The organism is Limnohabitans rimovensis (SeqCode) (assembly GCF_965234775.1).
GTDB lineage: Bacteria > Pseudomonadota > Gammaproteobacteria > Burkholderiales > Burkholderiaceae_C > Limnohabitans > Limnohabitans rimovensis.
Genome location: NZ_OZ248569.1, coordinates 82,025 through 106,617, shown reverse-complemented (window position 1 = coordinate 106,617; position 24,593 = coordinate 82,025). Strand labels below are relative to the sequence as shown.

Annotated in this window: 22 protein-coding genes and 1 pseudogene; all 23 read right to left on the bottom strand. The window is 46.5% G+C overall.

The window, feature by feature from the left end; genetic code table 11:
• Position 1: 1 nt before the first annotated feature.
• The 23 genes and pseudogenes from AC8GFZ_RS14495 to AC8GFZ_RS14385 all read right to left on the bottom strand — a co-directional run bounded on the left by AC8GFZ_RS14495 (position 2) and on the right by AC8GFZ_RS14385 (position 24,592).
• Positions 2 to 1,189: a UDP-N-acetylglucosamine 4,6-dehydratase gene (locus tag AC8GFZ_RS14495; protein WP_506645621.1), complete on the bottom strand. Its 1,188-nt coding sequence runs from the start codon at positions 1,187 to 1,189 to the stop codon at positions 2 to 4.
• A gap of 18 nt (positions 1,190 to 1,207) precedes the next feature.
• Complete coding sequence (locus tag AC8GFZ_RS14490; RefSeq protein ID WP_506645620.1) at positions 1,208 to 2,170, bottom strand: UDP-glucose 4-epimerase family protein; 963 nt, start codon at positions 2,168 to 2,170, stop codon at positions 1,208 to 1,210.
• Positions 2,167 to 3,105: a glycosyltransferase gene (locus tag AC8GFZ_RS14485; protein ID WP_506645619.1), complete on the bottom strand. Its 939-nt coding sequence runs from the start codon at positions 3,103 to 3,105 to the stop codon at positions 2,167 to 2,169. The genes AC8GFZ_RS14490 and AC8GFZ_RS14485 overlap by 4 nt, the downstream gene beginning before the upstream one ends.
• A 350-nt stretch (positions 3,106 to 3,455) precedes the next feature.
• Positions 3,456 to 4,061: a glycosyltransferase gene (locus tag AC8GFZ_RS14480; RefSeq protein ID WP_506645618.1), complete on the bottom strand. Its 606-nt coding sequence runs from the start codon at positions 4,059 to 4,061 to the stop codon at positions 3,456 to 3,458.
• Positions 4,062 to 4,114: 53 nt separating this feature from the next.
• Positions 4,115 to 4,888 carry a glycosyltransferase family protein gene (locus AC8GFZ_RS14475; RefSeq protein ID WP_506645617.1) on the bottom strand — a complete coding sequence of 258 codons (774 nt, stop codon included), beginning with the start codon at positions 4,886 to 4,888 and terminating at the stop codon, positions 4,115 to 4,117.
• A 65-nt stretch (positions 4,889 to 4,953) separates the two neighbouring features.
• A complete protein-coding gene (locus AC8GFZ_RS14470) occupies positions 4,954 to 5,886 on the bottom strand; it encodes an EpsG family protein (RefSeq protein WP_506645616.1) in 933 nt (310 codons plus the stop codon).
• A gap of 7 nt (positions 5,887 to 5,893) precedes the next feature.
• Positions 5,894 to 6,808: a glycosyltransferase family 2 protein gene (locus AC8GFZ_RS14465; protein WP_506645615.1), complete on the bottom strand. Its 915-nt coding sequence runs from the start codon at positions 6,806 to 6,808 to the stop codon at positions 5,894 to 5,896.
• A gap of 200 nt (positions 6,809 to 7,008) precedes the next feature.
• The gene (locus tag AC8GFZ_RS14460; RefSeq protein ID WP_506645614.1) at positions 7,009 to 8,265 is read right to left on the bottom strand and encodes a glycosyltransferase family 4 protein; all 1,257 of its coding nucleotides are present in this window, start codon (positions 8,263 to 8,265) and stop codon (positions 7,009 to 7,011) included.
• A 123-nt stretch (positions 8,266 to 8,388) separates the two neighbouring features.
• Positions 8,389 to 9,252: a class I SAM-dependent methyltransferase gene (locus AC8GFZ_RS14455; RefSeq protein WP_506645613.1), complete on the bottom strand. Its 864-nt coding sequence runs from the start codon at positions 9,250 to 9,252 to the stop codon at positions 8,389 to 8,391.
• Between the two features lie 12 nt (positions 9,253 to 9,264).
• On the bottom strand, positions 9,265 to 10,185 hold the full coding sequence (locus AC8GFZ_RS14450; RefSeq protein WP_506645612.1) for a glycosyltransferase family 2 protein: 921 nt from the start codon (positions 10,183 to 10,185) through the stop codon (positions 9,265 to 9,267).
• A gap of 267 nt (positions 10,186 to 10,452) precedes the next feature.
• Positions 10,453 to 11,250: an FkbM family methyltransferase gene (locus AC8GFZ_RS14445; RefSeq protein ID WP_506645611.1), complete on the bottom strand. Its 798-nt coding sequence runs from the start codon at positions 11,248 to 11,250 to the stop codon at positions 10,453 to 10,455.
• Positions 11,251 to 11,472: 222 nt separating this feature from the next.
• The gene (locus AC8GFZ_RS14440) at positions 11,473 to 12,417 is read right to left on the bottom strand and encodes a UDP-glucuronic acid decarboxylase family protein (RefSeq protein WP_506645610.1); all 945 of its coding nucleotides are present in this window, start codon (positions 12,415 to 12,417) and stop codon (positions 11,473 to 11,475) included.
• 310 nt (positions 12,418 to 12,727) lie between these two features.
• On the bottom strand, positions 12,728 to 13,480 hold the full coding sequence (locus tag AC8GFZ_RS14435) for a transketolase family protein (protein ID WP_506645609.1): 753 nt from the start codon (positions 13,478 to 13,480) through the stop codon (positions 12,728 to 12,730).
• Positions 13,481 to 13,650: 170 nt separating this feature from the next.
• Positions 13,651 to 14,712 carry a CDP-glucose 4,6-dehydratase gene (gene rfbG / locus AC8GFZ_RS14430; RefSeq protein ID WP_506645608.1) on the bottom strand — a complete coding sequence of 354 codons (1,062 nt, stop codon included), beginning with the start codon at positions 14,710 to 14,712 and terminating at the stop codon, positions 13,651 to 13,653.
• A pseudogene (rfbF, locus tag AC8GFZ_RS14425) lies at positions 14,709 to 15,481 on the bottom strand (glucose-1-phosphate cytidylyltransferase). The gene rfbG and the pseudogene rfbF overlap by 4 nt, the downstream one beginning before the upstream one ends.
• Before the next feature lie 19 nt (positions 15,482 to 15,500).
• A complete protein-coding gene (locus AC8GFZ_RS14420; RefSeq protein WP_506645690.1) occupies positions 15,501 to 17,195 on the bottom strand; it encodes an ABC transporter ATP-binding protein in 1,695 nt (564 codons plus the stop codon).
• A 389-nt stretch (positions 17,196 to 17,584) separates the two neighbouring features.
• On the bottom strand, positions 17,585 to 18,790 hold the full coding sequence (locus AC8GFZ_RS14415) for a nucleotide sugar dehydrogenase (RefSeq protein ID WP_506645607.1): 1,206 nt from the start codon (positions 18,788 to 18,790) through the stop codon (positions 17,585 to 17,587).
• A 3-nt stretch (positions 18,791 to 18,793) separates the two neighbouring features.
• Positions 18,794 to 19,909: a GDP-mannose 4,6-dehydratase gene (gene gmd, locus AC8GFZ_RS14410; protein WP_506645606.1), complete on the bottom strand. Its 1,116-nt coding sequence runs from the start codon at positions 19,907 to 19,909 to the stop codon at positions 18,794 to 18,796.
• A gap of 8 nt (positions 19,910 to 19,917) precedes the next feature.
• On the bottom strand, positions 19,918 to 20,892 hold the full coding sequence (gene fcl / locus AC8GFZ_RS14405) for a GDP-L-fucose synthase (RefSeq protein WP_506645605.1): 975 nt from the start codon (positions 20,890 to 20,892) through the stop codon (positions 19,918 to 19,920).
• Positions 20,889 to 22,340, bottom strand: a complete 1,452-nt coding sequence (locus AC8GFZ_RS14400) for a mannose-1-phosphate guanylyltransferase/mannose-6-phosphate isomerase (RefSeq protein ID WP_506645604.1) — start codon at positions 22,338 to 22,340, stop codon at positions 20,889 to 20,891. Before AC8GFZ_RS14400 ends, fcl begins: the two co-directional genes overlap by 4 nt.
• Position 22,341: 1 nt before the next feature.
• The gene (locus AC8GFZ_RS14395) at positions 22,342 to 22,701 is read right to left on the bottom strand and encodes a MarR family EPS-associated transcriptional regulator (protein WP_506645603.1); all 360 of its coding nucleotides are present in this window, start codon (positions 22,699 to 22,701) and stop codon (positions 22,342 to 22,344) included.
• A 207-nt stretch (positions 22,702 to 22,908) separates the two neighbouring features.
• Complete coding sequence (locus AC8GFZ_RS14390; RefSeq protein ID WP_506645602.1) at positions 22,909 to 23,895, bottom strand: NAD-dependent epimerase/dehydratase family protein; 987 nt, start codon at positions 23,893 to 23,895, stop codon at positions 22,909 to 22,911.
• A gap of 7 nt (positions 23,896 to 23,902) precedes the next feature.
• Positions 23,903 to 24,592, bottom strand: coding sequence for a sugar phosphate nucleotidyltransferase (locus tag AC8GFZ_RS14385; RefSeq protein WP_506645601.1), 690 nt, complete (start codon positions 24,590 to 24,592; stop codon positions 23,903 to 23,905).
• Between the last annotated feature and the right edge of the window lies 1 nt (position 24,593).

Here is a 24,593-nt window from a genome sequence, read left to right as displayed (position 1 = left end):
ATTACATCCTTTGATCCAAATGTTTCCCAGTTTCCTTGTGAGCGAAATCCGGGAGTAGATGAAAAAATAACTCCACAATATGTTCTTTTGACCACGACTCTTTGACTCGCAACATATTGATCCCAGACTCAAAGGAGTCAAGTCGGCTGGATTCAAAACTTGCAGAATTGCGGATCACCCCAATGCTTTCAAAGCGCTCCATATCTACATCTTCCTTGTCTGTGAAAAACTCCTCAAAATCTTTTTCTCCCGTTGTATCACTTTTAAAAAAATAACAGGGCCACTTTTTGTTGGCAATTAGACTCTCCGCATTTTCACGTGCCTCGTCTTCATTCGCGCATTCAACGGGCTCGAACCCGAGTTGATGCAGATAACTGACAGCAATCGCTGAGAAAGATATCAAATGTAGTTTCTCACTTAACTTCGGAAAAAAAATGTCTCGGTTTTCACCCAGTAAACATGACATCAAACACAATTCGCCAGATTCTTGCGAGGTTACAAAATATCGCTTCACATCACTGGGAGCAGAAAATGGTTGATGCTTAGCAAATCTCTGGCTAAAACCGTGCAAAAGTGATCCGTCGGAAAATGCAACATTTGCAAAACGTGCTGTCGACACGTTCTGAGTAAGGCTCTCGCGCATCAGAAACAATTCCATTATTCGCTTGCTAGCGCCCATCATGTTCACCGGATTAGCAGCCTTGTCTGTCGACACACAAAAATACTTGCGTGTACCTCCTGCTTTTGCCATTTGAAGGCTCTTTATAGTATTAAAGATATTGACATTTATTAGTCGCATCAAAGTGTAGGGGTCCTTCTCGCTACGAACATGCTTCAGGGCAGACAGATTCAATACGTAGTCGTACGGCCCCTCGACAGCCATTAGACATTCAAATTCACGGCTACCGCAATCGATAGCGAATGTACGGAAATCCCCTAGTGCATATCCAATCGTACTCCTAATATCCCTAACCAACTCCACCATATTGTTTTCACTGATGTCTGCCACATGAAGCTTTTTCGGACCACGCTTAAATATTTCGCGAGTTACAGCTTGCCCGATTGAACCAGCACCACCTATTACAAGAAAACTTGATCCAGATACTAACTCTTGAAGATGATCGCGATGTGCAGCGATATCGGTGTCGAATAAAGGAGAGTCTCTGCCAATCAATTGCAAGTTGTTCATTATTTATCCTACTCAGATTTATTTTTCAGTAAAAATAGTGCTGCAGGCGGAGTTAATCCCATCATCAACACCTTGAACAGGAGCCCAGTTCAAAAGCTCGCGGGTTTTGCGATCATCAACTTGCAAATTACCAAGAAGGCGACGTGCAAGATCACCCTGCCCGAGGGCACTTGCAGCATAACGCAACAGAATTTGGGGCACTGGAACTAATCGCGCAGGCGTGCCCAATCCAACGCCGAGACGTCGAAGAAGCCCTGCGGTTGAAAGATCCTCTCCGTCTCTCACCATAAAAACTTGGTTTGCTGCATTTGGATGGGTTAGGCACGTGATCATTAGCGACACCAAGTTGTCCACGGATACCATGCTACGGAGATTGTCATTTACCGCCCCAAAGGGTAAAGGAATCCCTTTTTTCACCGCCTGCATGATGCTCGCGAAATTACCTTTGACATTGGGACCATATACCAATGGAGGGCGCAAAATAACAACTTCCATACCAGTCTGTTCAGCCAACGCTAGCAGTCCTTGCTCAGCTTCAAGTTTTGTTAAGCCATAAGCATCCTCTGGTGCGGTAATATCATCGATGGTGAATGGTTGTCCGAGTTTGGTTGATTCACCATTAACCTTGATCGAACTTACGAACACAAAGCGCCGCACACCTGCAGCTACGGCTTGGCGAGCCAAATTCAAAGTGCCTTCAACGTTGACTGCGCGAAATGCGGACAACAGGTCGGCCTCAGAGCCTCGCATGACGGAGACTAGTGCGGCGCAATGAATTACAGCGTCTATGGCTTGTAAAGCGGGTAACCAGTTCGTTGTAGAACTCAGATCATTTGTATGAATGCACTCTATATGAGGGTCTGTGCAAGTGAGCTTTTTGCGAGTGCTCACGCGAACATCCAACCCTTGCTCCAACAAACGGGCCGACACCGTCTTGCCAATAAAACCCTGGCCTCCTGTGACCAAAACGCGTGGTGTCATTTAGAGTCTCTGCTACCTGGCTTAAACGCGACAAACAACAAACACAAGATAAAGAACCACAATCTATCGACACGCTTACGTCTGCACTGATTCGCCCGCAAGGCCAACCATAGAAACCCAAGGCGCCCCCCCCGCAAACCTTGCTGCACAACAGGTGCCGAGGTTGCTTGAACAAGATCAGCAATGAGCAACGACTGCTCAAAGCCATGGTTGTTCAGCATTTTTTTAACACGATGCCAATAGGGATTCCATCCCGAATTAACCCCAATCTGGTTGCTTTCATGCTGTCGATATTTCATACTCGACCAACTGTCAATGACCCAATGATAGTTATTCGCCCGCGCAAATGCATAAATTAGCCAGTCATGATAACCAACTCTCAGCAGACTCGCATCTGCACCACGGACCATTTTTTGAACCGATAAAGCGAGTCTATTTTGTAAAACATAAGTACATCCTGGGCCAGCCGCCTCGAACACATAATCCAATAAACGTTGCGGTTGCGATTTATTCACATACTGCGTTCTGCCAGAAGGCCAGAATGCAGTGACGTTACTCGAGTATCCAAGCGCACTTTGCTCCTCCATTAAACAGTGCGCCCGCCAAAGTTTTTCCGAATGCCAAATGTCATCTTGATCTGAGAAACTTACATATTCAAATCCATTTATATCGATGCACCGCAATAGTCGATAGAAATTCGTGCTTGCGCCACCAAAACGATGTCCAAATGGCAACAAAGTAAGTCGCGGTTCCTTTAAGGCCCATTCAGCGAGAAGATTCTCAGTACCATCAGAAGAAGTGTCAACACTTACGAATATTTGAAGCTCTACATATACTTGAGAAAGAATAGAGTTAATCTGCTCTCGTAAGTAGGCAACACCATTAAAAGCAGCAAGGCATACCGCAAAACGTGGCCAATTTTTTTCTATAGACATGTTGCTAAAGTGCATTATGGATGAGCAAACATGAAATTGAACTCACCCCTGTTGTCGAACCGCTAAGTGGTTCCATTATGCGGGCCTGTCCACCTTTGAGCAGTCGCACCCCCTCCATCTTAAATTCCAGTATTTACATAATTGCAGTTTTATTATACTCATCACTATCCCCCCGCGTCACAATAGTTGTCGCCTCCATAGAACCAAGAACCCGGGGGCGGCGATGAAGGACAGAAGTTGGCACGATACGGACAAACATTCAAGGACCGGGCGGTTGCGCGGTTGTTGCCGCCTGAAAGCGCGGCATTGGAGCTGGTGGCTTCGGAGTCCGTCCTGAACAATTGAATTTTTCAAACTGCCCCGAAATAGTTTGTCCGCGTAGATGGCGATATGTCTTGCAGCACCGTCTGCAAATTAAGCCCAAACTGGGCACAAAGAAGCCGCAGCTTCCTCAGCAGCATCCTCATGTTGTGGCCTGCTCCGCACATCACCGCATGCAGCGCATCACCCAGCTCACCTTTGAGCGGGTTTCGACTCAATTTGCCGTCCATCTTCATGTGCCCAATGGCTGGCTCGATGGCACTGCGCCGCTTGATCATCGCCTTCATGGCTCTTGTCGAATGGGCTCGCCAAAGTTTTTCTGGGTGCCAAAGATCATCCTGATCGGCAAAACTCAAATAATCAAAACCGGTCAGATCTACATCGCGCAAAAGACGGTAGAAATTCGGTCCAGCACCACCAAACCGCTGACCAAAAGGCAACAACCTTAGACGTGACTCCGATAATGCCCTCTCTGCAAGGCGAACTTCAGTACCATCTGTAGATTGATCAACACTAATAAACAACTGAACATCAACATTACTTTGCAGTAAAATTGAATTAATTTGGTCTTGAATGTAATTCATGCCGTTGTACGCAGCCAAAATAACAGCAAAACGTGGGGTTATATTAAACACTATATTATCAAGTCTTTAAGCTAGAGACGCCAAATCCTTTACACATGAATTTATCAAATGAAAGTTAATGGTTTTTTAATTAAAGTGCGGAGTAGCATAATTAAAGATTGCAAGGCCGGGGCATCTCCACATGCTACATTGTACGAATAAGCCTCAAGTATGCGCCTTGCGTGTTGAGTATTTGATATACCTACCGTTGAAAAACATCCAGTAATAGGTTCTTTATAATGCTTAAACTGAGCTCCATTTTCATATGCCCGCCTTAAAAAAAATGCATCGGCAAGAATTTTATATTTTTCATCGTAATCCCCTATAGACTCATGCAAACTGCGACGTATTAAAGTACCTACTGAATGGGAAGATACCAACCCGCCGACACTTACAAAGCATGGTCGCATAAGCTTTCGATGAAAAATTTTCTTATTAATCAGCACTGGAAATGATGCTATATCAATACCCTCAAATTCCCCATACTGAATCATCTCATCAATAATTAATAAAGATTTCGCATGGAGCGAATCATCACTACCAACAACAAGATAAAAATCACTTGTGCATTTAGTTAAAGCAAAATTTAAGGCACTATATATTCCCGAATCAAGCTTGGAATAAAACTGAATATTTTCATCACCAATCTCATTCCCCCATGCTGAAGATATTTCACACACCCCACTATCTTTTATAATCCATTCAATATTGGGTCCCAATGCAGGTTGAATGTCAGCCTTCAGCAAGGCCAACCCCTCTGGATTTTTGTGTGCAACTGTAATGATCGTTAAGTTAGGCATCTTTATATATGTAGTTATTTTAAAGAACTCGCACTCCATAAATGAAGCAATTCAGCATTTCTGGAAAATTAAATAGTTTATGAATGAATACAAAAGAAAAGTTACTAAAAGCTCGAACTATACAACAAAGTAACTAATCGCATGAATGCAATAAAAATAAATGTTAATTTTATATTTTTTCCATATGAATCCATCAGAATAAATTTAACTTCTAACAATCTAATATAAATTCCAAACCTAGCAGTAATTATGTAATCAACCGTAAAGCACAAAGCTATAAACACCCCTTCCAAAACAATCAATAACCTTCCATTATCTCTCGAAACAGGCATATGTCTTGAAAAGATAACTATCGAAATAGCAAATAACGATTGAACAATAAGAATTATTTTTGCACTAACATAATAATCAGTATTATCCACCACATATTCCCCGGTTAAATATTTAAACCAAGAGTCCGGAATATATAAATAACCAAAAACATCCAATACTATAATATAATTTAAGATCACTGGAAAGAATAACAGGCCTAAAAATATTAAAAAATATTTAAAAGCAGAAGGCTTTAACCTTCTAAAAATCATATAAATGATTACCGCAACTACTGATGAATAGTGAGTTAAAAATGCGAAACAGGATAAAACAAACCCCTTAATTTTGGACCCACCATAAACAAACACTATTCCAAGAATAGAAACTGAAATTAACTGACGGTATCCACCAAGAATAAGCCCAAAAATAACTAAAAAAAGATATATTGAAGCATAGAGATCTTTTTTTGATACCATAACTAATAATATTAATGTAGGCGTTATAGATATTAATCTTCCAAGTGATTGCGAGTAAAATTTATCATTTGTCGAACTTGTAATATCACATATTATTTGAAAACCTGGCTCCCATATAGTGAAGCCAGAGTTTTCAAAACAGGCGTTGTAGCCTTCGCTATCAAAAGGCGTCAAGACGCCAGTCATAAACAAAAATTGCGTAAGTATGACTATGAATAACTGAGCGAAAATTACAATTTTCCTAGTCATCATTTTTTTATTTAGATTTAATATTTGACACAGAAATCGCTTTTATAATTGTTTTAACAATATATAGTGTAAATCCAGGAAAAATAAGCCCTCGTAAATAAAGTTGAAAAAACCAATAATATAAAACTCTAAGTAGTCCAGACTTCTTAAGATGTTGTTGCCGGGTATAATCATGGGCTTGGTCAATAATCCCTACCCAGTACATTGAAATATCGGCAGGATAATACAACTTTAGCTCTTTTCTAGCTTCGTACCAACAGTATCCATAATCTAATGGCCGGATAAAAAAGTTTTTAACTATTTTAAAGATACTTAAATTTTTTCTCGAAGTATTTTTTTCAGGCAATTCAAAGCGTCTTATTAACTCATTTGGACGGTGGCAAATTTTTGAGCCTTTTAAAATAAATACATCTATCCTGGCAAAAAAATGAGGACTACTACTCCTTCCTTTATAATTTCTGAATCTATCTTTGAATGTATTACTATTTTTTTGTATAGAGTCCCCGATAAATCCAAATGGTAACTTATTAAGATTACAATTTAAATTGCAATCTACACTCAATATGCCTTTTTCAATCCCAAAAATACACAAGTCAAAATCAACCTCTAGCAATAACTTAACACAAGACCAATCAACTAAAAACTCATCATCATCCCCCATTATTATAATATATTTACCCTTTGCACTTTTAAGCAACACTTCAATATTCCCAGAAAATCCAAGATTTTCTTCGTTGCACTGATAATTAACATTATATTTTGAGACAACATTTTTAGTAGCATCAGATGATGCGTTATCAGATACATTTATTTCGCATTGCTCATTACAGTAACCACTTAAAACTAATCTTTTAAGACACTCATCTAATAATTCGCATCGATTGTAGGTTGGAATTAAAATTGACAGTCTTGGAGTTGACATTTTTTCTCTTTCTTTTTAAGCTATAATTAATGAATTTTAGTGTGGCTGAAGTTAATTTTAATTAATTCAAATAAAACTTTGCGTAATTTTTAAATTAGGGTTTTTAAGACGGTGTTTGTCAAGAAAGTTGTCCGCTTTACTAACTAGCCTCCGCAAAACCCGGGGCGATTCATTCTCATCTAATCAGATTACTGACAGGATTATCTCTTTTGTTGATAAACAAGCTCTTCATAGAGACTAGAATATTGCCTTGCAACCTTCACCAGATCAAACTTATCCTCGCACTTTCTCCTCGCTGCATGCCCAAGACTTTTTGATCTGGATTGATCTAAAACCCAAGCTATTCCATTTGCAAGATCTTCCACCTCATATGCAGTTGCAAGATATCCATTTAGCTTATGGTCAATAACATCTAACGGACCGGATGCACCAAAAGCCACGACAGGTGTACCACAAGCCATAGACTCACTGGCCGTCATTCCAAAAGCCTCTTGCATTGAAGGTGTGACGGTGGCATCCGCAGCCGAATAAAGTATAGCCAAACTCACATCGTCATGTAATCTACCCACGTAATGAATAGGGAAACCCAATTTAGGTGGCACGGCAGGTTCATTTGAACCAAACACCAATAAACTCAAATTTTCAAAACCGGGCATTTGAGCCAATCGCTTTAATGCAGGCACAAGAAACTGATAACCCTTGCGGGAATCACTCGTCCCTCCCATCGCGCCGAAAAGAACATAACGTCTATTTTTTGGAAGTCCTAAAATATCTTTTGCGAATTCCTTATCAATTGGCTTGAATAAATTAAGGTCTGTCCCATGGGGTATCACATCGACGCGCAAGTTTCGAAAAAGGCTACTTCTTTGGGCTTCTCCAGCCAACCATGTCGATGGCGCAACAATGGTCATGGGAATATCATTCCAATACTTTTTCTTCTTAGCTATAATTATGGTACTAATATCACTACGGCTTGAATTAAGCTGTGGGCAATTACCACATGAATTTACAAATCGTCCGCAAGAGTCATCGTAGTGACATCCCCCAGTGAATGACCACATGTCATAGAGAGACCACACTATTGGGGCATTTAGATGACGAAATTGTGAGATTGGCAAAAAACCACCACCAACCCAATGTAGATTAATGATGTCAGGTTTTAATTCTGATATAGTTGGTACTAATTTAAAATTAGGCAGAATATTAAGGCTCCATTGCGTTGGTTTTCTGTTTGGGTAAAAGCTCAGCGGCAAAGTGTCTAACTGAGGGCGCACCAGGCCAGAAATCTTGGCCATATTATTTTTCTTTATTGTCCAAACCCACGGAAAATCACCCGTTTTTCGTTGAACACACATCGAGACATCTTGTCCGTTATTTCGCAGCCCTTTGGCCAACCAATATGTAGCCCTAGCAGCACCACCTTCAATATCTGATGTGCTTAAAAAAAGTGTTTTCATTTGACGCTCCCAACTTATGTGCCACATCTGTTCTTTCGGTCAAGCACAAAGACTCATTCAGTGAGCCTCGCAGGCAAAAACCTGGATAACCTATTCGGCAGGACCAATGCTTACCTCTCTGAGTTATTTTAGTGCGCGCTTCAATCCAGACAAGAGCCCTCGTACTAAATTAAGCACTGGCCCGACTAGTCGAGATATAGTTTCTGCTCTTCTCGCATTGGACAAACTCAATTGACCAATCCGGTCAAATACCAAGGCATGTTCAGCACCTTTAACTTTCCCAACATATCGCAATCCAAGTGACTTCATAACGTATGGGAACGTACATCTAAGATGAAATGTGGAAGGTAAGTGACTTTGAATTAGCGGATAAAAGCAATTTGCAAAAATCACCTTTCCCCCTATTGCAACTGCACTTGCAATTTCGCTGGCCAATCTAATTGGATCCTCAACATGTTCAAGAACATCTTGAGCAACAATGGCTTCATATCTTTCAACAGCTAAATTTGGCACCACTTTAATTCGGGGCTCATTACGCAATCGCTCAAGACCGACCTTCGATGGATATGGCTCGACAATATAAACTTCGGCATCAGGCATGACCTCCGCAATTGAAATAGCCAACTGCCCAAATCCACCACCATAGTCAGCAACTAATTTCAGCTTGTCCGCTTGAAGATGTTTCGCAATGGCAGTGCGATGCGAAAAAGAAACGGGATCACACACAGAAAAAATCCCATTCATCAACCAAACAGGGTGTCCATAATAGCCCCCTATTGCTTGATTCAACAGACTAATGCGGTTATCAAGTTTTTGCTCGTGCCAAACTCTATCTAACTCGCCACAAATCCACTCTACTGTTGGCAACTCTGCGGGTAATTGTCGTAAATAATTTACTTCTGCTTCGGATAACCACTCACTAGGTATGCTAAAGCCCCAGATTGAAACTGCATTCATTTCTGATTGAACTGCTGTAAATTTCGTCATCTGTTGAAATTCCTATCTGCGAAGTAAGTTGGCCACTTTAGCTTTTACTCTTCTGTAAAAGGATAAGGCTATAAATTTCTTGGAATATCTGGCATCCAAAACTGTGCTTGCGAAAAAAGCTTCAGGGTGCTTCAAGGGGAATCCCATTTCCTCCACCTGCATGTTAGCCAACACACTACCACCGGTTGTGTGTGTTGCATCTACACCAAAACCGATATTTGAAATCAAATTTACGTTTGGCATGACAGCAATTCGACCATTTAGGCGACTACTAAAATTCCATTGGTAATCCCACGTATCGATCTTGCCATCGTAAACTTTATCAAAAGTACCGGACAAGTAGCGCTGCGCAGCTTTACTACCAAACCAATCTGCAGCACGAACCTCGTCACGAACCTTCGGCCAATGTTTCATTGCAACGTCATAATCGTTTTGCCAGCGACTGCGCCACGATGCCCATCCCCAAATATGGTTGAAGTTTGAGAAATAATAACTGTCGTCATTCAAGCGATGGCCAAACTGAAAGTTATCACCACTGATCATTCCTACTCGCTGATCATCTCTGTAGTATTCTAGCAACTCCTCGCAAAACCTAAAGAAAGTTGGATGCGGCAGGCAATCATCTTCCAAAATAATTGCTTCCTCTACCTGCTCAAATACCCAATCTAGCCCGCTTGACACACGATGTTTGCAGCCCAAGTTAACCTTAGAAAAATTGACCAAAACCTCGCAGTCCCAATCTACACGGTTAATAATAGCGCGTGTGGCAGCAACCTTTTCCGCCTCACCAAGGCGATTTGCACGTGCGCCATCACCTACAACCAACAATTTAGGTGGTTTGGCTTTCGCTATTTCTGCAAATACTCGTTCTGTCGTATCGGGGCGATTGAAAATAATAAAGGCGATGGGGGTTTTGAGTTTAAAGTCAGACATTCGTTATAATATTTCCTTATTTTGCGAGTCCATCATAGCGGCAGATAAACCGCGAATACCCGATGCGTCAGGTTTTCGCCCCTTCACTTCCCAATTCGATGGACGGTAAGATCTTAACTGCGCTGATGGTTAAGCACTAATCATAAAAATACGTTCCTGAAGTGCCAAGATCGTGATCATTACAAGATCGTTATCTATTATCATAGCAGCGGACTTGTTTTGTATCTGGTTTCAGCTAGCTACTCTACGGGTAACCCAGGAAAGCTTTTAATTAAACTTCGGCTTTAGTATTGCGACAACATTCTGGTAAGCATAAATTTCACAGAGCAATGGATTATATTTTTCTATTGGAACAAGACCATCTGGCAGCATTCTAAATAAATTATAGTTTGGCAACATGCTCCAAAAGTCTTTAAAACAAACTCTACTTACTATATTCATTTCATTAAATTCAAAATGGATCATGGCAACCTGACCAGCCTTTAAGTGAGCCTCAAAACCTTTTAGCACTTCAAGCTCATGACCTTCAGTATCAATTTTTAACAGACCCACTCTCGTTATTTTATTTTCAGAGGAAAATTCATCTAGTGAGATGATTTTTACCTCATGTTCTACTGATTTTCCTTGGTGAATCGACTCAATGACTTCTTTGTAAAGTGAAGCATGCTCCGAACCATCATCATTTTCGTAATCGTAGAGTTTTAGTATTCCTTGTACCGCGCCAACTGCTGCGTTATAAGTTTTTACTCTATCAAGCGCTACATTATTTACTAGCTTTTGGTATGTAGCTGGATGTGGTTCAAAAGCAAATATTTCAATACTCGGCTGTTGTTTTCTGATTAACTTTGCATATGTGCCTACATTTGCACCCACATCAATTACGACACCATTATTTATTTTTGAAACATAATTTTCAATGAAATATTCTTCACCACTCATTTTGTCAGTTTCGTAATTCAATATTCCGAGTCCGCGCAAACTCATGCCATAAAGCAACCTATTAAATTTATAAAATATTTTTCTTGCGAATAGCATTCTATACAAGTTATACACTAGATTTTTCATTTTCATCTCTTATAATTAAACGTTTAAAATATTCAGTCCTGACCTTCATTATCAAAATAATTCGCGCTTTAGTTGTAAATAAATCTATAAATAATCCCGTCATCGATTCAGCAATGACACTGCAATAATGGCACGGCCATATTCAACAAGTGCCAACTGGTCACATAATATTACTGTGACAACTGCACTTCGTCGATGATGCAACGTAAACTTTCGATTATGCTATTTTTGATTTTCAACAACTTTTCTGAAGTAAGCTATAGTTTCTTTCAAACCATCTTCCAGTTGCACTTTCGGTTCCCAATCCAACTTATTTTTGGCCAAGCTAATGTCGGGCTGGCGCTGTTTGGGGTCGTCGGTTGGAAGCGGTTGGTAAGCGAGCTTGGATTTTCCGCCGACTAACTGCAATACTTTTTCCGCTAATTCCAACATAGAAAATTCGTTGCGATTACCGAGGTTAACTGGCCCGGTGAAGCCAGCTTCCGTATTCATCATGCGTATGAAGCCTTCGATCAAATCATCAACATAGCAAAAACTACGCGTTTGGTTGCCGTCACCATAAATGGTAATGTTCTCACCCTTCAGTGCTTGCACGATAAAGTTTGATACCACTCTACCATCGTTCGGATGCATGCGCGGGCCGTAAGTATTGAATATACGCACTACTTTGATATCTAAATTATGTTGCCGATGATAGTCCAAAAATAGAGTCTCGGCGCAACGCTTGCCTTCGTCATAGCATGAGCGTGGGCCGATAGAATTGACGTGTCCCCAATAACTTTCAGGCTGCGGATGAACAAGCGGATCACCATAGACCTCCGAAGTTGAAGCCTGAAGAATCTGTGCATTAGTTCTCTTTGCCAAGCCCAGCATATTAATTGCACCATACACGCTAGTCTTAGTGGTTTGCACTGGGTCATGTTGGTAATGCGTCGGTGACGCAGGACAGGCCAGATTAAAAATTTGATCAACCTCAACATAAAGCGGAAAGGTCACATCATGACGCATCATTTCAAAATATGGATTAGCCATTAGGTGCGCAACATTTGCTTTGCTACCAGTAAAAAAGTTATCCACACACAAAACGTCGTGGCCGTCTTTAATGAGGCGGTCGCTAAGATGTGAGCCTAGAAAGCCAGCTCCACCCGTAATTAGAGTTCGCTTCATTTAAATTTCACTTTCTATGTTAGTCACGTTGCTGAATTCATTATTCCTTGATGAAGGATTAATGCACTTTATATCTCCATTACCAAGCTCGAATTCCTGCGTGCACTTCTTCAAAGTTGTATGGCGGTGGACGATGATGAGAATGGTTAGGTATTAACTAGGGCTTTCAATTGCTTACATTACTGTGGCATTTCCCCAATTTACTATACAGATTTCACAGCTCAGTTTGGCGGTGCCTCTTGAACTCTTGGCCGCTATTTGAAATTTAACGACTCAACTCGTAAGCCAGCGCGGGTAATGCAGACTATCTTTAGCAGCACACGATCGATTGCTCGTTTAAGCCACCTTCGTGATTTAACGTCGCTTGTTTGCCGACCATCCCGCAAACCTTTGAATCAAGTGCTTTGATCTTGATTCTTGCTGACAGGTCAGGATGTATGGAGGTCGCCTTCAAAAGCCAACTTCCAAACCCGGCATCCATCAAATGATCCTCAACGGTGACAACGGTAGCGAAGTTTTCCACTTGTCGTGCTTGAGCTTCTTTTGCCTTCATACTCCATAGTGGCATAGAGTTGAGCGACCAGTCCTTTAGGTCGGGATTCTTGACTAGCAGTTGATTCACAATTTCAAGAGTGGCTCCCGTGGTCAAATAGGTAAATCCATTTTTTTCACCTTCACGAATGCTGAGCCACTTACCAGGAAATATCTCGGGTACTTCAGTGTGGATACACGGCTCACCAACTTTCCCAAGACGCAGGTAGCTTGGCTGCGGATTGTTAACGAGGTAGCGCATACAGGCACGTACTTCCATCGGATCACCTGGGGCTGCAATCAGCATGTTGGGCATAACGCGAATCAAAGCGTAGTCTTGTACAGCATGATGTGAGTAACCAAGGTTTCCATAGGCCAGTCCACCACCAACAGCTACTACCGTTACCGGAAGATTGTGATAATCCACATCATTGCGAATCTGCTCAGCGCATCTAAATGTAGGAAAGTTTGCGATTGAGTAGACAAAAACGTGATAGCCCTCTGACGCCATGCCTGCAGCCAGCCCCATCATATTTTGTTCCGATACGCCCGCATTGATGAATCGAGAAGTGGCCGCGTTTGTTTAAACAACTTTCCCAGATTTATAAATGGACTGCGGGCGGGTTGCCAAAGGTGTCGTTTTGCCACGTGGCATATTGATCCGATAGCCTGGCCATTTGTTCAACGATCTATACATGGTGTTTACTTCTTATGGGGTTGAGCGTAACTTGCAATTTGCTGAATGGTGAACTCATGCATATCGGTCGCAGCCAGATAAGCATGATGCCAGGCAGTGATCTTCTCGAGTGCCGCTGAAAGCGCCAAGCGGGGCTGCCAGCACAAACGGGCTTTGGCTTTGGAGATTTCGAGCTTGAGGCAGTTGGCCTCGTGGGAGTTTTCGCCACCGTCCAGTTGCCAGCTTGCGCCGTTGCCCCAACTGCTGACCATGTGGTCCACAATCCACTGAACGGAGCGGGCGTCGTCGTGATGGGGACCAAAATTCCAGCCTTCGGCGTACGCTTGACCATCGGTGTAGAGGAGCTCGGCCAAGGTGAGGTAGCCCGAGAGCGGCTCCAGCACATGTTGCCAGGGGCGGGTGGCGTTCGGATTGCGGATGATGACGGCTTGGTTTTGCTCGAAAGCCCGCAAGATGTCCGGGATCAAACGATCTGCAGCCCAGTCGCCACCGCCTATGACGTTGCCAGCGCGGGCTGACGCTAGGGCAATGCCATTTTCTTGAAAAAAGGAGCGGCGATAGGCGCTGGTAACCAACTCAGAGCAGCCTTTGCTGTTGCTGTAGGGGTCATAGCCGCCCATGGGTTCGTCTTCACGGTAGCCCCAAGCCCATTCTTTGTTTTCGTAGCATTTGTCGGTGGTAATGTTGACCACTGCCTTGACGCCGGGGGTCTTCCGCACGGCTTCGAGCAAATGCACCGTGCCCATGACGTTGGTGGCGTAGGTTTCGACCGGGTTTTGGTAAGAATAGCGCACCAAGGGTTGTGCCGCCATGTGGATCACGATCTCTGGGCTGTGTTCAGCGAGGACTACTCGCAATTTGGCCAGGTCACGGATATCACCGATGACGCTGGTCATGCCTTGGCCTACGTTAGCGACTTCAAACAAACTTGGGTTGGTCGGCGGCGCCAAAGCATAACCAACCACCTGCGCACGCATGGATTGCAGCCAGAGCGACAGCCAGCTGCCCTTGAAGCCAGTGTGGCCCGTCAGCAGGACACGTTTGCCATTCCAAAAGGCTTGATTCATGACCACACCATCCACGGTGCTTCGCCCGATTGCCACAATTCCTCAAGGTGTAGCTTGTCGCGCAAGGTGTCCATCGGTTGCCAAAAGCCGTGGTGCGGGAACGCAGCCAAATCGTCCTCTTGTGCTAAACGTTCCAGTGGTTCGCGTTCCCAGGTTGTCTTGTCATAGGTGATGTAGTCGATGACTTTTGGCGACAGCACAAAGAAGCCGCCGTTGATCATGCCACCATCTCCCTTGGGCTTCTCCGAAAATGTAGTAACTTTATTTTCCTTAAGATTTAATGCTCCGAAACGTCCTGGTGGAATAGTCGCGATTAGTGTGGCTTTTACTTTTTGCGACTTATGAAAGGCGATTAAGTTGGTGACGTTGACGTCACTCACGCCATCGCCATAGGTTAGGCAAAAAGCTTCTTCATCCATAACGTAATCCGCTACACGTTTCAAGCGTCCGCCGGTCATAGTGTCTTCCCCTGTGTCTACAAGGGTTACCTCCAGGGCTCGGCATTTCGTTGATGCACCTCCATGCTGTTCTTGCTAATGTCAAAGGTGACGTCGGACATGTGAAGGAAGTAGTTGGCGAAGTATTCTTTGATGACATAGCCCTTGTAACCGCAACAAATCACGAAGTCGTTTATTCCGTGGTGGGAATAGGTCTTCATGATGTGCCAAAGAATCGGCTTGCCACCGATCTCAATCATTGGTTTTGCACGGGTCGATGTTTCTTCGGAGATTCTTGTGCCGAGGCCCCCGGCAAGAATGACTGCTTTCATGATTTATCCTTGTAGCTGTTTACTGTCTTTTTACTACTGATTGATTCACGATGTCTTGGTAACTGCCTGTGCGTTTGATGCCGCCTTCACCCAACTCGACGATCAGTGTGCAGTTTTTGAGTGTCGTGAGACGGTGTGCGATGATGAGCAGGGTGAGGTCTTTTCTGAGGCCCTCGATAGCTTCCATGACGGCTTGTTCAGTTTCAATGTCCAGCGCGCTAGTGGCTTCGTCAAATATGATGACATCGGCTTGCTTGTAAAGGGCGCGGGCAATGCCGATACGCTGGCGTTGACCACCAGAGAGGCGGATGCCGCGCTCGCCGACAAAGGTTTGGTATTGTTTGGGCCAGCTTTCAATGCTGTCGGCAATTTGCGCTTGTTGTGCGGCTTGCCGGACGCGCTGGGGGTCGGTCTGGTCTATGGGTACGCCAAAGGCAATGTTTTCTTCAATGCTGCTGTCGGCCATAAATATGGCTTGCGGCACATGAGCGATATGGGCTTGCCAGGCGCGGTTATTTGTGGACATCACAGGCTGCCCATCAATCTCCAAGGTGCCATCGGTTGGCTGTAGCAGGCCCATGACGATATCGAGTAGGGTGCTTTTGCCACTTCCGGTGGTGCCGATAAAACCTACGCGGCTACCTTTGGCGATGGTGAGGTTGAGCTGTTTTAGAACATAGGGCGTTTGCGGGCTGTAGCGGAACGAAAGTTGCTTGAGGCTGATGTTGTGCTTGAAGGGCAGCGGTTGGGCTGCTGGCTGGTCGGCGTAATCGGGTAAGGGTTGGTCGAGCAGTTCGAGTGTGTCTTGTAGTGAGGCTTGGCCACCTCGAATACTTGACCAAGATCCATAAGCTTGCTGCAATACAGGCAGTAAGCGCTGTGCGGCGAGCGCCAAGGCGCCGAGGATGGGGATGGCTTTGGCGATGCCATCGGCTTGCTGGGCAAGCGCATAGGCCAGCGCGGCGATAAGTGTCATGCCCAGAGCCTCCATGCCGTAACGTGGGCTGGAGCTGATAAATAAATTGTTGCCCTGTGCACGGCGCAGGGGAAGATCGGCATTGCGGTAAATATGGCAATAGGAAGCTTGGCTGCCATCAATGAGCACATCGCGGATGCCGCCCAAGCCTTCTTGCAGCGATTTGATGACATGGCTGGATTCGCGGGCGATGCGCTGGCTATCAGCCATTAGTTGCCTCCGGGTCAAGAGAATAATAAACGCGTAGATCAGACCAAATCCGCCAAAGGCCGCCAGGGCGATGACAGGCTCTACTGCCAACAGGGCGATAAGGATGGCAATGAGCATGACACTGGAACTGATTAGCGTTAAAGCCGGCACGATAATGTTGTAAATGACACCGCTGGCTTTGCTCGAGATGCCGTTGATGACCTCGCTGCTGTTGCGGGCGCAATGCACTGCATAAGGCTGATAAAGAGTGCGGCGGTAGATGCTGATGCTGAGGTCGGCCCCAGTGGCAAAGGATAGGCGGGTGCTGGCCCAGAGCAGCAATAAACGCATGGCGCCTGCGATGAGTGCCGCCGCCCCAAAGGCGATGGTAAGCGGCAATATTAGCTGCGCTGACGTTTTTAGCCCCAGTGTCTGGATGATTGGCTGTGCGGGGGCGTACTCAAAGACACGCTCTGGGACGGTTAATACTGCTATAAACGGCAACACCGCGCCGATACTAAGAATCTCCGCGAACGAGGCGAGCAGCATCAGCACAAGTAGTAGCCCGAATTGCCCCCGACGACGTGAGCTGATGTGGCGCCAGAGGCGTTTTAGTAGGTTTCGTATGGATTGGTTGGCTTGCATTAGATAAGCTTGAATTCGTTGCGCTACCAAGCCACAAAGCGGTGGATCTCTTCTTCCACTGTGATGGCAGGTCGGTAGTGGAATTGCTCGACGAGGTCAGCCACATCGGCGTAGGTATCGGGCACATCACCGGCTTGTAGAGGCAGTAGCTTTTTTTCGGCGAATTTGCCCAGTGTTTTTTTAGGGCGGCAATGTAGTCCATCAGCTCGGCGGTAAAAAGCCGGAGCACAAGGGCCAAGCCAATAAAACCAGCAGAACCAGTTACAAGAATTTTTCTGTTGATGGTTTCTATATTAATCTTGCCCAAACAAATCGCGGCTATACACCTTGTCTTCCACGTCTTGGATATTGTCGGTCATGCGGTTAGCTACAATCACATCAGCCTCTGCCTTGAACTGGGCCAGGTCATTCACCACCCGGCTGTTGAAAAACGTGGGCTCATGCAAAGCGGGCTCATAGACGATTACTTCCGCGCCCTTTGCTTTAATGCGTTTCATGATGCCCTGCACACTGCTGTCCCTGAAGTTATCTGAGTCCGCTTTCATCACTAGGCGGTAGATGCCAAAGGTGGGCGGTTTCAAGCCCTCACCCCAACCCTCTCCCAAAGGGCGAGGGAATTTTTTCAGTATGTCTTGGGCAATAAAATCTTTGCGGGTAGTGTTAGAGTCGACGATGGCACCAATCAGGGTTTGCGGTACATCGTAGTAATTGGCCAATAGTTGTTTGGTGTCTTTGGGCAGGCAGTAACCGCCGTAGCCAAAGCTGGGGTTGTTGTAGTGGCTGCCTATGCGGGGATCCAGGCATACGCCTTGGATAATTTGCTTGGTGTCAAGCCCGTAGGTGGCGGCGTAGCTGTCTAGTTCGTTAAAAAATGCCACGCGCATGGCGAGATAGGTGTTGGCAAAGAGTTTGACGGCCTCAGCTTCGGTGCTGTCGGTAAACAGTACTTCTATGTTTTGTTTGACTGCGCCTTGGCTCAGCAGTTTGGCAAAGGTCTGGGCGCGCTCACTGCGCTCACCCACCAAAATGCGGCTGGGGTGCAGGTTGTCGTATAGGGCACGGCCTTCGCGCAGAAATTCGGGCGAGAAGATAAGGTTGTCGCACTTGAACAGCGCACAGGTTTTGGCGGTGTAACCCACAGGCACGGTAGATTTGATTACCATCACCGCTTGGGGGTTGATGGCCATCACATCTTGAATGACGGATTCTATGGATCGGGTGTTGAAGTAGTTGGTCTCGGGGTCGTAGTCGGTTGGGGTGGCTATGATGACAAAGTCAGCACCTTCATAGGCTTCTTGCTTGTTGAGTGTGGCGCGTAGGTTCAGGGGTTTGTTCTGTAGGTAATCTTCTATTTCGGCGTCCTCAATGGGCGATTGCTTGCGGTTAAGCATGGCAACTTTTTTAGCGACGATGTCGATGGCTACCACTTGGTTGTGCTGTGCAAGTAGAACAGCGTTGGAGAGGCCGACGTAGCCGAGACCGGCGATGGCAATTTTCATGACTTATTCAACGCTCACGTTAACGCTGAAGCCGTTGGCTTTTAAAAGCGAGTGCTGCTTAGCTTGTGCCAAGTCATGGGCCACCATCTCAGCACACATTTTTTGCGCGCTAATCTCTGGCACCCAGCCTAGTTTTTGTTTGGCTTTGGTAGGGTCGCCGAGCAGGGTTTCGACTTCGGTGGGGCGGAAGTAGCGGGGGTCGATGCGGACGATGGGGTCTTTCGGGCATGGATTCCCGCTTTCGTGGGAATGACAATATGCCACTTCGTTGACGCCCTCGCCTTCCCAGCGAAGTTGAATGCCTAACGCCTCTGCGGTCCAGTTGATGAATTGGCGCACGCTGTATTGCACACCGGTGGCAATCACAAAATCATCAGCCTTTTCTTGCTGCAACATCAGCCATTGCATGCGCACGTAGTCTTTGGCGTGACCCCAATCGCGCAGCGCATCCAAGTTGCCCATATATAGGCAATCCTCGAGGCCTTGACTAATGTTGGCCAAGCCTCGTGTAATTTTGCGTGTGACAAAGGTTTCGCCACGGCGCGGGCTTTCGTGGTTAAACAAAATTCCGTTACAAGCGTACATGCCATAGGCTTCTCGGTAATTAACCACGATCCAATAGGCGTACATTTTGGCCACGGCGTAGGGGCTGCGCGGGTAAAACGGCGTAGTTTCCTTTTGCGGGGTTTCTTGCACCAATCCATACAGTTCGCTGGTGCTGGCTTGGTAAAAGCGGGTTTTCTTTTCCAACCCCAAGATGCGGATGGCCTCTAAAAGCCGCAGCGTACCCAAAGCGTCCACGTCAGCCGTGTATTCAGGGCTTTCAAAGCTCACGGCCACGTGGCTTTGCGCGCCCAAGTTGTAAATTTCGTCTGGCTGGGTTTCTTGCACGATGCGGATGAGGTTGCTGGTATCGCTCAAATCACCGTAGTGCAACTTGAAGTTGGCGTTGTCGACATGCGGGTCTTGATAAATGTGGTCCACCCGCTGGGTGTTGAAGCTGCTGGACCGGCGCTTGATGCCGTGGACGATGTAGCCCTTTTCCAGCAAAAACTCGGCAAGGTAAGAGCCGTCTTGGCCGGTGATGCCTGTGATGAGCGCAACTTTTTGGTTTGTCATGGTCGGTTTTAGTGGGGCTTGGCAACTAAGAAGTTTTGATAGGAAACAGTCAGGCCTTCATGCAGGCCCACTTTGGCTTGCCAACCCAGGGCGTTAAGGCGCGAGCTGTCCATCCACTTGCGTGGCGCGCCGTCTGGCTTGGAAGTGTCGAATTCAATTTGGCCTGTGTAGCCCACCGTTTGTGCAATCGCTTGGGCAACTTCGGCAATGGTCACGTCTGCACCACTGCCAACGTTGATGTGGCTTTGCATGGGGCTGGTTTGCTGGTCGTAAACCGCTTTGGGCAGGTTCATCACGTGCACACTGGCAGCGGCCATGTCGTCCACATACAAAAACTCTCGGCGCGGTGTGCCTGTGCCCCAAATGGCCACGCTGGGGGCGTTGGCCACTTTGGCCTCGTGAAAACGCCTGATGAGCGCGGGGATGACGTGGCTGTTTTCAGGGTGGTAATTGTCACCCGGGCCGTAAAGGTTGGTGGGCATGACGCTGCGGTAGTCCACGCCATGGCTTTGGCCGTACTGCCGGTTGTAGCTTTCACACAGCTTGATGCCTGCAATTTTGGCAATGGCATAGGGCTCATTGGTGGGCTCTAGGGTGCCGGTGAGCAAAGCGTCTTCGCGCATGGGCTGCTGCGCCATGCGCGGGTAAATGCAGCTGGACCCTAAAAAAAGGAGCTTTTTGACGCCATTTTTGAACGCGGCATCAATGACATTGGCTTGCACCATCAGGTTGTCATAGATGAAGTCTGCCGGGTAAGTGTTGTTGGCGTGAATGCCTCCTACCTTGGCAGCGGCCAAGTACACCTGGGTGGGGTTTTCTGCGGCAAAAAACGCTTGCACAGCCAACTGGTTGGTCAAGTCCAACTCAGCATGGGTGCGGGTGATGATGTGGCTTTGTGCCACCCCCTGGGCCAATAACTGGCGCACGATGGCGGAACCCACCATGCCACGGTGGCCTGCAACGTAAATTTTTTTAACGCTCATTTGTTGTCCAAACGGCCGTAGGTGTCTTCAAACCGCACAATGTCGTCCTCACCCAAGTAGCTACCCGACTGCACCTCGATGATTTCCAGCGGGATGGTGCCGGGGTTGGCCAAGCGGTGCACCTCGCCCAGCGGGATGTAGGTGGACTGGTTTTCGGTCAGGGTGAGCACCTTGTCGCCGTTGGTGATTTCGGCGGTGCCCGTCACCACAATCCAATGTTCGGCCCGGTGGTGGTGTTTTTGCAAGCTGAGGCTGGCCTTGGGTTTGACCTGGATGCGCTTGACTTTGAAGCGCCCGCCTTCGTCGATGCTGTCGTACCAACCCCATGGGCGGTGCACTTTGCGGTGCAGGGTGTGCTCTTCGCGATTTGTGGTTTGCAGTTGAGCGACGATGTGCTTCACATCTTGGCTGCGCGATTTGTTGGCCACCAAGATGGCGTCTGGGGTTTCGATGACAACCAGGTTGTCAACGCCCACCAAGCTGACCAAGCGACTGCTGGCATGCACCAAGTTGTTGTGGCTGTCGGTGCTCAGCACATCACCCACATGGGCATTGCCATGGGCATCTTTGGGCAGCACGTTCCAAACGGCGTCCCAAGCGCCCAGGTCGTTCCAGCCAGCATCCAGCGGCACCATTTGGATGGGAAAGTCGCTGCCCGGGCAGAGTTCCATGACCGCGTAGTCGATGGATTCGCTGGGGATGGCTTTGAACTCTGCGTTGCCGGGGCGGATAAAGGCCGCATCGGTGCTGCGCTGTTGCCAAGCTTGTTGCGTGGTTTGGGCAATGTCGGGGCGAAACTGCTCGAGCGCTTTAAGCCACACCGAGGCTTTGAGCACGAACATGCCGGCGTTCCAGTAATAGCCGCCTTCTGCCAGGTAACGTTGGGCTGTTTTACTATTTGGTTTTTCGACAAATTTTTCAACTTTTGCTGCCGCACCTGGAGCATCGTTTGAAAAGGCTTTGATGTAGCCATAGCCTGTTTCTGGCCGGTCTGGCTGTATGCCCAATATGACGATGCCACCAGCCTCTGCACTTTTGATCGCTTGATGCATGGCCAAGGTAAAGGCCTCTGGGTCCGTCAAAGTTTGGTCTGCAGGTGTGACCACCAATATAGGGTCAAGACCAAGCTCGACGGCTTGCAACGCAGCCAAGGTCAAGGCAGGTGCGGTGTTGCGGCCCACAGGCTCTAGCAAAGCTGCGCCCAAACCTATGCCTGCTTCACGCAATTGCTCTTGCGCCAAAAAGCGATGGTCTTCGTGACAGATGATGATGGGCGCAGATACCTCATCGCCCTGCCCTCCCAACACACTCAAGCGCTTGGCAGCCTGCTGAAACAAGCTGTCATCCCCCGTCAAACAAAGGAATTGCTTGGGAAAGCCCGAGCGCGACAAAGGCCACAACCTGGTGCCCGAGCCGCCGCAAAGAATGACTGGTTGAATGTGCGACATGTCAAGAAGCTTTTAATGTGTCTTGCTTGCCCGCGTCTTGACGCAATGACTCAATCTCGGCCTTCAAAGCCTCGTACTCTTGCATCTTGCGGTCCAGAAAACGGCTGGTCAGCGCCACCCTTTCGGCAATGCCTTGGGGGGTGAGCAGGTAAACATACTTGAACTTGTTTTTGCTGTTTTGGAAGTTTTGCATCTTGACCCAGCCCTTGTCCATCAAGGCTTTGAGGCAATAGTTCAAACCACCGACGCTCACACCCAGTTTTTCAGCCAACTCGCGCTGGGTAAGGTCTGGGTTTTCTTGCAGGATACGCATCACCCTGAAGTAGGTGTCTTCTTGAATTTGGGCTTGTCGACTTGTCATGGAGTAGCTCTAAAAAATAAAACTTAATTACTATTTGGGCACGCTACCGCAGTGCGAAAGCACTATTGGGTGTGCAATCTGTATGGCTGTAGGCGTGAAAATTTCGCCAAATGTTGTGCTAGTTTATTGCAAAAAGATCTTTTGTTCAATGCCGAACAAGAAAAATTCCAATAAGTTGCGAATATCTGTATGGTTGATTTGTATAAATCAGCTTTGATTTACTGCATGAACAATTGAGTCAGCTAACGTTATGTTAACAGTCAGACCCAACTCGGTTTTTATCTTGTTGATATCGGGCACATAGATATTGCGGTGTTGCCTTACATCCGATGCTCCAAGTATGTGTATCTGCTTATCGGGTGCTAATTTATCTCTGACTAATTTTGCGAGGTCGAAAATGCTAATAGCTTTGTCTGACCCCACGTTGTAAGCTTGGCCAGGGCGTCCCTTAATTAGAAGGCAATTCAGCCATACTGCTAACTCACGCTGATCTAAGTAAGAACGAAGGGGGGTTCCGTCACCACCCACAGTAATCACATCTGAGCTCAGAGCATCGCGAATAAAGTTACCAATTGCAAAATGTGCATCAAAGGGAAGGTCTTCTCCAATAAAAGCAAAGCATCGGGCAATTACAGTTTCAATCCCATTAGCTTCACCGTAAAGTATGCAGAGATGCTCGGCCATACGCTTACCAATCCCATAGGTACTACTAATTTGTAATGGATCAGGCATACCGCAATAGTCTTCGTGGATCTGACGCATTTCTGCCGGTTGAGGTCCATATACGCCACCAGAGCTGGTTAACAGAAACCTCTTCACTTTAAGCCGTCTAGCTAACTCCAACACATTGCGCGTTCCATTTACAATCTGGTCCAATTTCTCAACAGGAGACATAGCAGCAGCATCTGTTGAATCAGTCGCTGCATGCAAAACAGCATGTAAGGTTTCACCCGGCAGTAATGCATCAAGCGCCGGACGGTCACAAACATCGGCTCGAACCCATCTTAACCAAGGGGCATTAGCCAAAGTCTGATGCCTTGCTGCGAATTTCTCAGGGTTGCGGGATATCACTATGATTTCACTGAATTCCTGCGGCCGCCCAGAGGGCATTCGCCGTGCCTCGGCAAAAAAATGACGTAGTAAGGCGCGACCAAAAAAACCGGTGCCGCCAGTAATTAATAATTTATTGCCCATAAACCTATCATCGCCCCATTAAATCGAGCCGCGCCCGTGCGAGGTCCTCTGGAACTCCCATGTCAATAAAATATCCCTCTCTAACCAGTCCCTGGATAGGCCAATTTGGATCAAGCTTGGCTAGGTAATCGACTTCAAAGCTGAACGGAACTGCCCCAAACGAGATCAAAGGAGCCCGACGCTGTACGTAGAGTCCTGCATTGATAAGTCCCCCAGCAGTATGACCTTTTTCGCCGAACCCGATCACGCGCGTGTCTTCTGCCACCTGCACACGCCCATAACGGCTGCAGTCGTTCACTAAACGCAAAGCCATGCGAGTGGCCCAAGGCGAGGTATCAAAACCATCGACCATTGTGCGAACGTCACAATCAAATAATGTATCGCCGTTGACAACAAGCGCATGATCAAGATTGAAACTCTCCATAGCCAAATACACAGCACCACCGGTTCCAAGTGCCTGTTTCTCTTGTGAATAATTCACCGGGCGGCCTTTCCATGTGGCCTTGATGGCATCTGAAACCTGTTCCGCTTGGAATCCAGTGGCCAATATAAAGCCATCAATCTCCGGTATACAGAGCTTGTCGAGTACGTGTGCCAAGAATGGACGTCCTGCGACATCGAGCAGAGGTTTGGGTGTGTTAAACGTCAAGGCCCCGAGTCGAGTTCCCAAGCCGCCGCACAGAATAATGGCCTTCATA

Coding starts and splice junctions, on each gene's coding strand:
- AC8GFZ_RS14470 (WP_506645616.1), bottom strand. CDS start 5,886: ATGACTAGGAAAATTGTAATTTTCGCTCAGTTATTCATAGTCATACTT.
- AC8GFZ_RS14395 (WP_506645603.1), bottom strand. CDS start 22,701: ATGACAAGTCGACAAGCCCAAATTCAAGAAGACACCTACTTCAGGGTG.
- AC8GFZ_RS14415 (WP_506645607.1), bottom strand. CDS start 18,790: ATGAAAATTGCCATCGCCGGTCTCGGCTACGTCGGCCTCTCCAACGCT.
- AC8GFZ_RS14450 (WP_506645612.1), bottom strand. CDS start 10,185: ATGTCTGACTTTAAACTCAAAACCCCCATCGCCTTTATTATTTTCAAT.
- gmd (WP_506645606.1), bottom strand. CDS start 19,909: ATGACAAACCAAAAAGTTGCGCTCATCACAGGCATCACCGGCCAAGAC.
- rfbG (WP_506645608.1), bottom strand. CDS start 14,712: ATGAATCAAGCCTTTTGGAATGGCAAACGTGTCCTGCTGACGGGCCAC.
- AC8GFZ_RS14385 (WP_506645601.1), bottom strand. CDS start 24,592: ATGAAGGCCATTATTCTGTGCGGCGGCTTGGGAACTCGACTCGGGGCC.
- AC8GFZ_RS14455 (WP_506645613.1), bottom strand. CDS start 9,252: ATGACGAAATTTACAGCAGTTCAATCAGAAATGAATGCAGTTTCAATC.
- AC8GFZ_RS14440 (WP_506645610.1), bottom strand. CDS start 12,417: ATGAAGCGAACTCTAATTACGGGTGGAGCTGGCTTTCTAGGCTCACAT.
- AC8GFZ_RS14390 (WP_506645602.1), bottom strand. CDS start 23,895: ATGGGCAATAAATTATTAATTACTGGCGGCACCGGTTTTTTTGGTCGC.
- fcl (WP_506645605.1), bottom strand. CDS start 20,892: ATGAGCGTTAAAAAAATTTACGTTGCAGGCCACCGTGGCATGGTGGGT.
- AC8GFZ_RS14445 (WP_506645611.1), bottom strand. CDS start 11,250: ATGAAAAATCTAGTGTATAACTTGTATAGAATGCTATTCGCAAGAAAA.
- AC8GFZ_RS14475 (WP_506645617.1), bottom strand. CDS start 4,888: ATGGAGTGCGAGTTCTTTAAAATAACTACATATATAAAGATGCCTAAC.
- AC8GFZ_RS14485 (WP_506645619.1), bottom strand. CDS start 3,105: ATGTCTATAGAAAAAAATTGGCCACGTTTTGCGGTATGCCTTGCTGCT.
- AC8GFZ_RS14420 (WP_506645690.1), bottom strand. CDS start 17,195: ATGCTGCTCGCCTCGTTCGCGGAGATTCTTAGTATCGGCGCGGTGTTG.
- AC8GFZ_RS14465 (WP_506645615.1), bottom strand. CDS start 6,808: ATGTCAACTCCAAGACTGTCAATTTTAATTCCAACCTACAATCGATGC.
- AC8GFZ_RS14435 (WP_506645609.1), bottom strand. CDS start 13,480: ATGATGGGGCTGGCTGCAGGCATGGCGTCAGAGGGCTATCACGTTTTT.
- AC8GFZ_RS14490 (WP_506645620.1), bottom strand. CDS start 2,170: ATGACACCACGCGTTTTGGTCACAGGAGGCCAGGGTTTTATTGGCAAG.
- AC8GFZ_RS14400 (WP_506645604.1), bottom strand. CDS start 22,340: ATGTCGCACATTCAACCAGTCATTCTTTGCGGCGGCTCGGGCACCAGG.
- AC8GFZ_RS14460 (WP_506645614.1), bottom strand. CDS start 8,265: ATGAAAACACTTTTTTTAAGCACATCAGATATTGAAGGTGGTGCTGCT.
- AC8GFZ_RS14495 (WP_506645621.1), bottom strand. CDS start 1,189: ATGAACAACTTGCAATTGATTGGCAGAGACTCTCCTTTATTCGACACC.